Annotated in this window: 10 protein-coding genes; 7 read left to right on the top strand and 3 right to left on the bottom strand. The window is 56.2% G+C overall.

All coding sequences use genetic code 11. The features are described 5' to 3' along the window. Positions 1–108: 108 nt before the first annotated feature. Both CHB69_RS10415 and CHB69_RS10420 read right to left on the bottom strand, forming a co-directional pair. A complete protein-coding gene (locus tag CHB69_RS10415; RefSeq protein WP_089215960.1) occupies positions 109–720 on the bottom strand; it encodes a TetR/AcrR family transcriptional regulator in 612 nt (203 codons plus the stop codon). 119 nt (positions 721–839) lie between these two features. Beyond that, a complete protein-coding gene (locus tag CHB69_RS10420; protein WP_245836704.1) occupies positions 840–1,649 on the bottom strand; it encodes an enoyl-ACP reductase FabI in 810 nt (269 codons plus the stop codon). Positions 1,650–1,829: 180 nt separating this feature from the next. Here CHB69_RS10420 and CHB69_RS10425 point away from each other — a divergent pair, with 180 nt between their 5' ends. The 5 genes from CHB69_RS10425 to CHB69_RS10445 all read left to right on the top strand — a co-directional run bounded on the left by CHB69_RS10425 (position 1,830) and on the right by CHB69_RS10445 (position 7,394). Further along, on the top strand, positions 1,830–3,362 hold the full coding sequence (locus CHB69_RS10425) for an efflux transporter outer membrane subunit (protein WP_089215961.1): 1,533 nt from the start codon (positions 1,830–1,832) through the stop codon (positions 3,360–3,362). Next, complete coding sequence (locus CHB69_RS10430) at positions 3,359–4,927, top strand: MFS transporter (RefSeq protein ID WP_089215962.1); 1,569 nt, start codon at positions 3,359–3,361, stop codon at positions 4,925–4,927. Before CHB69_RS10425 ends, CHB69_RS10430 begins: the two co-directional genes overlap by 4 nt. 7 nt (positions 4,928–4,934) lie before the next feature. Beyond that, on the top strand, positions 4,935–6,026 hold the full coding sequence (locus tag CHB69_RS10435; RefSeq protein ID WP_089215963.1) for an HlyD family secretion protein: 1,092 nt from the start codon (positions 4,935–4,937) through the stop codon (positions 6,024–6,026). Positions 6,027–6,251: 225 nt separating this feature from the next. Next, positions 6,252–6,860 carry a TetR/AcrR family transcriptional regulator gene (locus CHB69_RS10440; RefSeq protein ID WP_170935514.1) on the top strand — a complete coding sequence of 203 codons (609 nt, stop codon included), beginning with the start codon at positions 6,252–6,254 and terminating at the stop codon, positions 6,858–6,860. Positions 6,861–6,953: 93 nt separating this feature from the next. Beyond that, positions 6,954–7,394 (top strand): YidH family protein, encoded by a 441-nt coding sequence (locus tag CHB69_RS10445; protein ID WP_212541916.1) that lies wholly within the window; start codon positions 6,954–6,956, stop codon positions 7,392–7,394. A gap of 574 nt (positions 7,395–7,968) precedes the next feature. Here the strand turns inward: CHB69_RS10445 and CHB69_RS10450 are convergent. Continuing rightward, positions 7,969–8,340, bottom strand: a complete 372-nt coding sequence (locus CHB69_RS10450; protein ID WP_021316569.1) for a phasin family protein — start codon at positions 8,338–8,340, stop codon at positions 7,969–7,971. A 220-nt stretch (positions 8,341–8,560) separates the two neighbouring features. Between CHB69_RS10450 and CHB69_RS10455 the strand changes: the two genes are divergently transcribed. Together CHB69_RS10455 and CHB69_RS10460 are read left to right on the top strand one after the other, a co-directional pair. Continuing rightward, positions 8,561–9,844 carry a phospholipase A gene (locus CHB69_RS10455; RefSeq protein ID WP_342746771.1) on the top strand — a complete coding sequence of 428 codons (1,284 nt, stop codon included), beginning with the start codon at positions 8,561–8,563 and terminating at the stop codon, positions 9,842–9,844. A gap of 582 nt (positions 9,845–10,426) precedes the next feature. Next, entirely contained in the window at positions 10,427–11,179 is a 753-nt protein-coding gene (locus CHB69_RS10460; RefSeq protein ID WP_089215965.1) for an acetoacetate decarboxylase, read from the top strand. The last annotated feature ends 51 nt before the right edge of the window (positions 11,180–11,230 follow it).

The following is an 11,230-nucleotide window of genomic DNA, read 5'->3' on the forward strand; positions in this document are numbered from 1 at the left end:
ACTTCGAACAGACCATCGCATCGGCAACCGCATGGCTCTTCGTCGCCTCGATACAACTCTTCACTCGCCGCATCGCAAGGCTATGAAATTATGAAGGATAATTTTGAATCAGACTCTTAGACGGACACCATCAAGCAGTATGTCAACCGCCGACTGGACGATGGTTTCCGCCTCTTTCTTGCAGGGCGGTTCACGCAGGCCAAGCACCACCTGAAGGTGGAGGTTGCTCCGCAGCATGCCTACAAAATGGTTGGCCGCTATTTGGCAATCATCGATATCGATCTCGCCTCGAGAGCGAGCTTCTTCCAAGACTTCTGCAAGGCGAGTTGCCGAGCGTTCAGGGCCTTTTTGGTAAAAGGCACTTGCCAGGTCGGGAAAGCGAGAAGCTGCGGTAACAATCGCACGATATACGCCGACCAAATTTTTGGACATATAGATAGATAACAGACGCCGGCCAAATTCCAGAAGTGTATCCTCGATATTCCGACCAACCATTTCTTCAACCGCCAATGCGGTAAGCGCCTCGTCTGCGCTCTCCGATACTAGCGCAGTGAACAGCCCTTCCTTGTTCCCAAATTCATTGTAGATGCTGCGCTTTGATCCACCTATGCGCTCAATAATGGTATCGATACTCGTCGCTTCATAACCATGCTCAAAGAAGGCTTCTGCGGCAGCCCTTAAGATGGTGGCCCGACGTTCCTCTGATGATGGTCTCTTCATTGTTATGCAGTCTGTCTACCCAAGGAATTCGGTAAGGTAAGGTGCCATACCAATCTAGTCCAACGAACCTTGCCTAGCCTGTGGAGTGAAATAAGTGTCCGGCACGTTCCGGCGTCTCGTCATAGATTTTCTTCGGCGGCCATTCCCATGATGTGATAGCCGCCATCCACATAGATGACCTCACCGGTTATGCCGGCGCTGAGATCAGATAGCACGAAGAGAGCCGCGCTGCCGACTTCGTCTAATGTGGCATTGCGGCGGAGCGGTGCGTTACTCGCAGCTTCCGTATGAACTTTTCGAACGTTGCGGATGCCAGAGGCAGCCAATGTCCTCATTGGACCTGGAGAAAGAGCGTTTACGCGAATTCCCTCAGAACCGAGGTCGAAGGCGAGATAGCGCATGCTTGCTTCAAGGGCGGCTTTGGCCACACCCATGACATTGTAATTTGGAATTACTCGCTCTGAACCAAGATATGTCAAGGTGAGCAAGGATGCTCCAGGCCTCATCAGGGGACGCGCCCGCTTCGCCAAATCAGTGAACGAAAAGCAGGAAATTTCCATGGTATTCAGAAAGTTGTTTCGGCTGGTGTTGAGATAGCGGCCCTGCAATTCAGTTCGGTCAGAATGGGCGATTGCATGTAGCAGAAAATCGAGGTGCCCCCATTTCTTCTCTATAGCCTCAAATAGTGCATCCAAGCTGCTTGCGTCTTGTACGTTAGCCGGCAGCACAAGCGGGGCTGCGACGCGTTCTGCCAACGGTGCAACACGACTCTGGAAAACATTGCTCTGGTAGGTGAAGGCCATTTCGGCACCATGAGCATGCAACGCTTGGGCAGCGGCCCACGCGATTGAACTCTCGTTGGCTACTCCCATCACTAAGCCGCGTTTGCCCTCCATCAACCCAGCCGCCATCATTTCTCCGTCGACCATTCCTCGTATCTTCAGTTTGTTAGGACGCCCCTTGACAGGTACGGTACGTTACCTTATTTGTCAAGACAAGCGGTAACGCCCCGTACCCTTTCCGCTTGCGCGGTGGGGACGTTGCGATCATCCGGGTCAACAAGTCAGCCACAAGCATGTGTGAATTGCGTTGAGGGTAGCGGTAGAGAAATGAACGGGCGGATCACGAATTCGTACAATCACCGGCAACTATGCGCTTCTGGCTTGCTGCTATTTGCGGCCTTGCTCTCTGGTTGCACCGTAGGCCCAGATTTTGTTCGACCGACCAGTGGGCTCGAACAGGCAACGTTGATTCCCAGGGTCAGCTATCCCGACGGGACTCAGATCAAAGAGGCCGACGTTCCATCGAATTGGTGGCTGCTTTTCGACGATCCGGTACTCGCGGAACTGGAAGCCCAGGCGCAGACTTCCAGCCTTACTCTGCAGATGGCTTCGATGCGGATTCAAGAAGCCCAGGCCCAGTTAGGAATCGTCAGCTCTCAACTATGGCCGGCTATCGGTGCGGGCGGCACTTATTCTCGGCAGGCATTAAGTGAGAATGGAAGACTCGCAGCATTGGGGGCTCCGACAGATTCGAGTAATTATTGGCAGCTTGGTTTCAATGCGAGTTGGGAGCTCGATCTATGGGGAAGAGCGCGGCGGGCCAATGAAAGCGCAGCGGCATCTTTGGAAGCCGCGACGTTTGAGCGAGAAGCGGTCCGTGTATCACTGACCGCCGAAATCGCACGCGCATATCTATTGCTCCGTCAGACACAGGCGCAGATCGGTATTGCGGAGAGCAATCAAGAGATAGCCACCAGAGTACAGGCCCTCACGGAAAGTCGACAGCGCAACGGAGTGGCTACTCGCTTTGACGTCGCAACCGCTCGGAGCCAGGTCGCGATCATAGACGCAATGCTTCCTGAACTGCTTCAACGTCGCAATGCATTGATGAACACATTGGCGTTGTTGTTGGGTGAAGCGCCTCGTACGCTCGATACGGCGCTTCAAGAAGCCTTGCCTCTGCCGTCGCTTCCCGAAGCCGTTCCTGTCGGGCTGCCTTCGGAACTTGCGCGTCGGAGGCCTGATATTCAGCGTGCGGAAGCGCAATTGCATGCGGCGACGGCCGCGATCGGTGTGGCGAAAGCGGACTTCTATCCTCGCATAAGCCTGACCGGAGCGTTGGGGACGGAGTCCTTCGAAGCGTCCGATTTGATTGACTGGGACTCTCGCGCATTTTCCGTCGGCCCTACTGTTTATCTACCAATATTTCAGGGGGGACGACTGACTCAGCGCCTAGCATTGACCGAGGCGCGTCAGAAGACGGCGGCCATCTCTTACAGACAGACTGTGCTTAGCGCTTGGCATGAAGTCGACAACGCCTTGGATGCATGGGTTTCGCAGCAACGTCAGCACGCTGACCTGCTCATCGCATATGATCAGAGCCGCCAAGCTCTGCGCGCGGCTGAACGAGGTTACGAGGAAGGTTCGGCGGACTATTTGACGGTGCTGATCGCACAACGCAACGTTCTCACCAGCCAGACACGCCTCAATTCGAGTTCAACCAACGTCGCTCTCGCACTTGTCAATCTTTACAAGTCATTGGGCGGAGGCTGGGCCCCTGGAGAATTGGCACTCTTATCTACGAGTGCTGATGACACACATCTTTCGGCGCAAGAAGAGATTGCGGGGGAAAGGCCATGAGCAGCATTGCGGCCAGCCCCGCTTCCGCAGCGCCGCCTGCACCCTCTGCGGCGAAACCTTCTCCGCGCGCGGTTGGGGCGCTCGTCGGAATTCTTCTGGCTGCGATGATTTCAGGACTCAACAATCGAGTGGGCGCGCTCGCTCTGGCTGATGTACGCGGCGTGCTTGGTATAAGTCTTGATGACGGCTCTTGGATCGATACCGCTTATGCTGCGGGTGAACTTGTCGTCATGCCATTCGCAGCATGGTTTGCGATCACGCTTTCTGTACGGCGGTTCCAACTATGGCTGTTAGGGACTGCAGCTTTATTGGCGGCAATGCTGCCCTTTGTTCATAACTTGAATCTTCTGGTGGCCCTCAGGTTCTTTCAAGGTGTCGCTGCAGGCGGGCTGATTCCCGTCTTGATGATGGCGGCGCTAAAATTTTTGCCGCCGTCTATTCGTCTCCACGGTTTGGCGCTTTATGCGCTAACCGCCACGTTTGCGCCAAACCTCTCGATTTGGCTTGCGGGGCAATGGTCGGATGCGCTGTCAGATTGGCGCTGGATATATTGGCAATTTATCCCGGCCGCGACTTTGGCAGGGCTCCTTATCGCCCAGGGGCTGCCGCGCGAACCCATCCAACTGGGGCGGTTTCAGGACGGAAACTGGTGGGGAATGGTATTCGGTATTCCGGGGCTTATTCTCATCGCCATTGTACTCACCCAAGGTGTGCGCCTCGACTGGTTCAATTCATCCTTAATCACTCAGTTGCTCGTCTTTGGTATAGGGTTTCTGGTGATCTATCTATTGATGGAGTGGTTTCACCCCACACCTTTCGTTAGATTGCATTTACTTGGTCGCCGTAATCTCGGTGTCGGGTTTCCGCTTTTTACGTGTATCTTGGTCGTATTGCTGTCCGGCGCGTTGCTTCCGGCGCTCTATCTGGGCTCGATCCAAGATTATCGCCCGCTCCAGAGTGCACCCGTAGGCCTTATCGTTGCTCTACCGCAATTGGTCTTGGGCTCCGTCGTTGCCCTGCTTTTGTATCAGAAGTGGGTGGACGCACGTGTGGTCTTTGCTTTGGGGTTGTTAACGATCGCGCTGGCTTGTTTCAGCGGTTCCTATCTAACTTCGGACTGGAATTGGAAACAGTTTGTCCTCCCGCAGACGTTGCAGGCTGTTGGACAGCCCATGGTCGTCGTTTCGATTCTGTTCTTGCTGACAAGCGTGGTACATCCCTCGGAAGGACCCTCAGTATCCGGCATGGTGAACGCACTGCGTGTGTTCGGCACCTTGATCGGCAGTGCTCTTATCCAGCAGTTCGTAACGGTGCGAGGCCGTTTCCATTCGGAAATGCTGTTAGATCACGCCGCTCTTGTGGGCAATTCGCTACCCCAGCAACCTGATCCCTCGTCACTTATGGGAATCATAGGTTCCCAAGCATTGGTACTCGCAACCGCCGATACGTACCGCGCGCTGGGCATTCTGGCGTTCCTGCTAGCACCCGTTGTCTTTTTAACAAATTACATTCCCGCACCCGACCTTAAGGGGACTGCGGATCAATCTTCGTCTTCGCAAGGGTGAGACAAAAATGGCGCGAAAGCCAATCAAAATCGCCGTCGCTTTTCTGCTGGTTGTAGCAGCTATCGGCGTGTTCCTGTTACTCAATCGTCCGGAATCCAGTTCATCAACTCAATCCACGAACGATGCCTATGTTCAGGCAGACTTTACGGTCGTCGCACCGCAAATATCGGGAGTCGTAGCCGAGGTATTGGTTGACGACAATCAGCGGGTCGAAGCGGGTGATTTGCTGGCGATGATTGATGATCGTGATTTTGTTGTTGCCCTGGAGGCTGCCAGAGCAAGAGTGGCCGCTGCGCAGGCGGATATTGATAAACTGGAATCGAGCTTGGGGTTGCAGCAAAGCGTTATTCGCCAAGCACAGGCGGCGTTGGCGGCTGACAATGCGGCGCTCACTCTAGCTAGGGCCAACGCCGAGCGTTATCGTAACTTGGCGGCAGATGGTTCCGGTACGCAGCAAGCAAAACAGCAAGCTGAAGCGGAGCTAAGCATCAAGGAGGCAAGCCGGGATAGGAGCCAGGCCGGGCTGTTGGCCGCGCGGCAGCAAGTGAGCCTTCTTGAAGCAGATCTCCAACGTGCCCGAGCAGGACTGGCTCAGGCACAAGCCGCAAAGTCGACTGCTGAACTGCAGCTTTCTTACACAAAGATCGTTGCGCCTATCGGTGGGACGGTCGGTCAGAAAGCGATCCGCGTGGGAGCATTCGTCAATGCAGGAAAACCTCTTCTGGCAATCATTCCGCTGCAGGACGTCTACATCGCTGCCAACTTTCGGGAAACGCAGTTGGCGCGTGTGCGCGTCGGGCAGACGGTGAAAATCAGGGTCGATGCCTTTCCTGGAGAAGTATTGAACGGCACGGTCGAAAGCTTGGGACCGGCGAGTGGGGTGAGTTATTCACCGGTCCCGCCGCACAACGCCACGGGTAATTTTACCAAGATCGTGCAGCGTCTGCCTGTGAGAATCCGTTTAACTCCCGACCAGCCTTTAGCCTCCAGCTTGCGTGTCGGCATGTCGGTTCAGCCGGAGATCGATGTGACGAGCGCGCAATCGCAATCCACTGCTCGAAGCGAGTCCGCCCGTCGCTCACACTCAACGAAACGGTGAAGCCGCGCCTAAAGCGAGCCGCATAGCAATGCACTGTGGGCATCCGTTGTACCGCTCGGTCTCGCGAGGCCGACATTCGACCGAGACCGATTTCTGCGTTGGCCGAGACAAGAACTGTTCGCACTGGCGAAGCGCTGGCTCGCAGTCCATAGTTCGTAAACCATGGTACTATCAAAAGGACACGATGAAATCGCGGTAGCGGGACACGCGCGAAATCGCAGAGACTTGCGTCACATAAAAAGGCGCCAGGCCATAATCGACATCGCCCGAAAGCAATTTCTGGCCTCGGGTTATTCGGCGACGTCGATGTCGCTAATCGCTGAAAACCTGGGCGGCTCGAAAGGGACGCTGTGGCGTTATTTTCCTTCCAAGGAAGCTCTCTTCAAGGCTGTGATCGAGCATGAAGCCGCGAAATTCCGACGCGAACTCATCGTGGATCTTGACCTAGCAGACGATCTCCAACCTAGCTTGCTCAGGTTCTGCCGGAGGCTGATCCAACTCATCGTTTCGCCCGACGCCTTGGCGTTACGCCGCGTGGTGACAGCAGAGGCCGTGCGCTTCCCCGACGTCGGCTGCTTCTTTTACTCGAAGGCGCCCGCACGCCTCCACAGTGCTTTGGCCGAAGCGCTGAAGGCGGGCATGACCAAAGGCCTCCTCCGGGAGGCCGATCCCCTCGAGGCGGCAGAAGTGCTCGCCGCGCTTTGCCACTCGCGATGCTACCGTCGCGCCGCTTTCGCGCTAACTTCCTCGGTGAGTTTGAATGAGATTGATGCGGACGCCGCACTGGCCGTCGATATATTTCTGCGATCCTATCAGCGGCAAAGCGGCTTATGAATCGGGACTCTGCCCTATTGGAACGTGCGAAAACAACTGTGCTCGGTAACCTTCCATCGGGAAACACGAAGCCTGATTTTTCGTTGTGACGGCATGACTGATTCCGCCCAACACCGCGCTGAGACGACGCACACAAAACTTGAGCATAGCGCGCGAGTGATGAAAGCGAGCGCGGTTGAACAGGTTGATAGCGCCGATCACCGTACAGAACTGGCCGCTGATAGAACAGTGCTCGCGGCCGAGCGGACTTACGCGGCTTGGATGCGTACAGGCCTTGCCGCACTTGCGTCCGGGATCGGCGCACGCGCCCTGCTCGATGGTGTAGTCGCAGACTGGTTGATCGTCTCGACCGGTTGCCTGATCGTTCTATTCGGCGGATTTTGCTTCGTCACCGCGGTATGGAGAGAGCTGTTGCCAGACATTCGGCCTCGTCCGGCGATGCGGCGCCTGCCCGCATGGCTCTTCATTTCCGTGAACGGTTTCCTCGTGCTGGTTTCCATCGCCGCTTTTGTCGGGCTTCTGACCATCGACTAAGCTTGCACATTGCCGCTGTCATGTGCCGTAGACATGACTCGATTATGAGCCTCAAAGCTCCCGTTGGCGAGTCGAAACGAACGGCAGTGTGCAGGATCCAACTCACACATGGCGCGCGCTGAAACTAGGGCTGTGTAAAATATTTCGACCGTCCCCGAGTTCGAAAAGCGCTCGATCGCCAAGTTGGGACTGTCAATCAACCCGAGCAATTCATGCTCGTCAGAAGACAAGTAATGTCTTCGCCCCTCAAGGATCGACCTTCCAAGACAGGCTTCAAAGCTGGAAAACAATGCATCGAAAACAGGCGCAAGCATTTCGCCGCAATAGGGTGCCAAAACTTGGACTAGTCGCGGAAGGACAGCCAACTTCTCGCACCGCGCGGAGCACCACCAGCGCACTGCATATATGATAAGATCAGGGGGGTGTTCGGCCAGGCACGGAGCCTGACCAGCTCGCAGCTCCATTTTGGCATCCTCTCCGCGCCGCTTTTATCATGCTTGTATCTCTGACGGCGTCTAAGCTGGCACGCTCCAGTGTTTGCGACTCGAAGGGTGCATGCATCCACACATTCCGATTATTTCGGTTCGGCGCCACCAAGCATGGCTTCGGCCGCAGAACTGATGTCTTTGAGGTAGTCTTGGAACGCGTTGAGCCGCGCTCGAATGAATTCCGACTGAAGCTGCGTCGCTTCCTTGAGGTCGTGCGTTTTCGTCATTCGCATCAGGTGTTCTGCAGTTTCGGCGGCGGCTGCCTGGGAAAACGCGAGGGTTTTGGTGGTCGTTTCGACGGCGAGCTTGCTGGCTTGAATACTTTTTTCGCCGGCAGCATTCAGTGACGAGCGACCCGTTTGCATCGCCATGTCGACAAATTTGTGCATCCTCTCAAAGTTCGCGTCAGCCTCTCGCTCAAAGCCCGCTTCGGTTCTTTTCACTGCATCTTGTTCCATGATTGCGTTCGCCTTTGTTCTGACAGAAGGCGCCATAAGCTCTCCAGGAAGGCGAGTCAACCGAACCGTTCGGTTGAGCTACAATGTCTGCTGCAACCCACTTTACGGGCATTCCCTTTTTCGGAACTCTTGGTCCGAGAGGACAGAGGCTGAATTTCCATTTTGCCTTAAACCATCCTGCGGGTTTGACCGAACCGTTCGGTTATCTTAGGCGTCGTCGTTGGCCGTTTGGTTTGCCACTGACCAATCGCAAAAACTGGGGATGCCGGACGTGGACGCAAAGAAAATGTATTATGCTGGTTTCGCCGCGCTGGCACTCATCTCGGCTCCAGCAAACGCCCAGAATCCTCTCGAGGTCGTCGTCGTGCGTGTCGGAGACCGGTTGGTTGACGGAACCGCGATTGTGGAGATCAGAATACTCAATGCAGGCGATCAGACGCAGAACGTCGATTTGCCCCAACGCATTTCCGCTCAATTGGTGATGCGCGATGACAATCGCAGAGTCTGGCTCGACCGCGCCGCGCAGACGCCGGCTTCGATTTCGATTGCTGCGCGCGGCTTCGCTTCAGCCCGATACTGCGTAGATCTGCCACAAATCGCCGACACCGCGATTCTTTCGGTTCCCGCCTGGAGCAATCAATACGTTGCCATCGTCACCAACACCCGCAACCCATCCCATAGGGCTAACATTAAAGGCATTGCCGAAGACATGGCGACAGCGACTTCCGTTGCGCCAACGCCCATACCGCCGACGCCGCCACCGACAGACCGCAGGATAGGTAATGCGTTCCTCAGCAATCTCTCAGCATATGAGCCCATCTACGCTGTTTACGGTCCGGGTACGAATACCGATGCACGCATCCAGCTTAGCTTCAAATATCAGCTCTTTGGGAGCCATGCGCGCCAGGAGGGCGCATCGTCCTTGGCCGATGGCCTCTACTTCGCTTACACCCAACGCATGTTCTGGGATCTGGAGGCGGAATCCTCACCGTTCCGCAATATCGACTACCAGCCTGAGCTTTTCTATCTCTCGCCAGCAATGACAGCCTCGCAAAAGGCGACGGTCAGTGGCCAGGTTGGCATTCGCCACGAGTCGAATGGCAAGGCTGGACCGGACTCGCGCAGCGTGAACGGAATTTACGTCTCTCCGATGGGCGCATTCTCATTGGGCGGGGATGCGAGACTAATCGTTGCGCCCCGCTTGTGGCTTTATGTCGGAGACCGCTCCGACAATCCTGATATACGCCGGTATCGCGGCAATACAGGATTGGTTGTTCAGATCGGCAGAGACAATGGGCTTCGGCTCACCACATCGTCACGATTCAATTTCTGGAGCGGCAAAGGGTCGCTGGGCGCCGATTTGTCTTACCCGATGAACCGGCTCCTGGGGGGCGGCCCCGATTTCTATCTCTTCGCACAGAGCTTCGTTGGCTACGGCGAAAACCTGCTGGATTACAACAAGAGCACCACGCGTCTGCGGATAGGGGTGGCGCTAGTACGGTAGGCGCAAAAACGCTACGTATCGTACACGCTGGAGAAAATCAGCGCTGACCTTACTCAATCGAGCGCGCGAGCATCGCGAATTCCCCGCTAATCTGATCACTCGCAGTCACGGACGAGTCCACTGACCGCCACGGACGAAAAGGGTCTTATGGCTCACAGGATCGAGCCTGGGGCCATCCAGGACAGGTCTCGAGGGCCGAGACGAACACTACGCCAAAAGGCGCGGCTCACAGCCATCGCATTTCACCTAGCAAGTCGAGCGATCATTTCTTCCGGTCTGGGATCGCGGACGACGTGGGCCGCGCAGCCTTGTGCTTTCGCGCGCTATAGGAAAGCGATAGCCGCTCCCGCCCACGCTTGACCTCGGCGGTCACTTGCTCGCCGCGCTCGTCCGGGCGATCGCGATCATCTGCAGCCATGAGCGAATGCACTCCTAATTGGAGGTGATTCTGGCCTACTAAGCAGAGCAGCGCGGCAAGTCAACCGAACGGTTCGGTTGACTTGCCGCGCGGTATCGACCTATTGTCTCGCGTGCGCGCCATAATGGGATTGTCGCAGGGACGAGTCACAGGAGCATCGCCTAATGAACATCGATGAGGTTAAGGAACGCGCATTCGCGATGCCGGTCTGCAACCCTGCCTATCCGCGACCGCCATACCGCTTCTACAATCGCGAATATATCGTGATCAAATACCGCACCGATCTCGATGCGCTGCGCGAAGTAGTCCCCGAACCCCTCGAAATCGTCGAACCAGTCGTGAATTACGAATTCATCAGGATGCCCGATTCGACGGGCTTTGGCGATTACACCGAAACCGGCCAGGTCATTCCCGTGCGCTTCAACGGCGTCGCGGGCGGCTTTGTCCATTCCATGTATCTGGATGACGACGCGCCAATCGCCGGCGGCCGCGAGATCTGGGGCTTTCCCAAAAAACTGGCCAGGCCTTCGATCGCGCACGAATCGGACGTGATCGTCGGCAAGCTCCACTATGGTAGCGCGCTCTGCGCGCTCGGTTCGATGGGCTACAAGCATGTCATCCTGGACCACGAGCCGGTGCTTGCGGCCATGCGCCAGCCCAATTTCATGCTCAAGATCGTGCCTCACGTCGATTGCACGCCGCGCATCTGCGAGCTGGTACGCTATTACCTCGAGGACATCGACCTCAAGGGCGCATGGAGCGGTCCTGCCGCGCTCGACCTATATCCGCACGCGCTTGCCGACGTCGCGCGGCTGCCGGTGCGCGAAGTGATCTCGGCAACGCACTTCATCGCCGATCTCACGCTTGGCCTGGGCGAGGTCGTTTACGATTATCTGGATGATCAGCAGCAGGCATGAGCGGGAACCCATGGAACGGCCGTCCACGCAGCAGATGCGCGCGCCAATGGC

The sequence above is a fragment of the Sphingopyxis indica genome, from assembly GCF_900188185.1.
GTDB classification, from domain to species: domain Bacteria; phylum Pseudomonadota; class Alphaproteobacteria; order Sphingomonadales; family Sphingomonadaceae; genus Sphingopyxis; species Sphingopyxis indica.

Coding starts and splice junctions, on each gene's coding strand:
- CHB69_RS10430 (WP_089215962.1), top strand. CDS start 3,359: ATGAGCAGCATTGCGGCCAGCCCCGCTTCCGCAGCGCCGCCTGCACCC.
- CHB69_RS10435 (WP_089215963.1), top strand. CDS start 4,935: ATGGCGCGAAAGCCAATCAAAATCGCCGTCGCTTTTCTGCTGGTTGTA.
- CHB69_RS10450 (WP_021316569.1), bottom strand. CDS start 8,340: ATGGAACAAGATGCAGTGAAAAGAACCGAAGCGGGCTTTGAGCGAGAG.
- CHB69_RS10425 (WP_089215961.1), top strand. CDS start 1,830: ATGAACGGGCGGATCACGAATTCGTACAATCACCGGCAACTATGCGCT.
- CHB69_RS10420 (WP_245836704.1), bottom strand. CDS start 1,649: ATGGTCGACGGAGAAATGATGGCGGCTGGGTTGATGGAGGGCAAACGC.
- CHB69_RS10415 (WP_089215960.1), bottom strand. CDS start 720: ATGAAGAGACCATCATCAGAGGAACGTCGGGCCACCATCTTAAGGGCT.
- CHB69_RS10460 (WP_089215965.1), top strand. CDS start 10,427: ATGAACATCGATGAGGTTAAGGAACGCGCATTCGCGATGCCGGTCTGC.
- CHB69_RS10445 (WP_212541916.1), top strand. CDS start 6,954: ATGACTGATTCCGCCCAACACCGCGCTGAGACGACGCACACAAAACTT.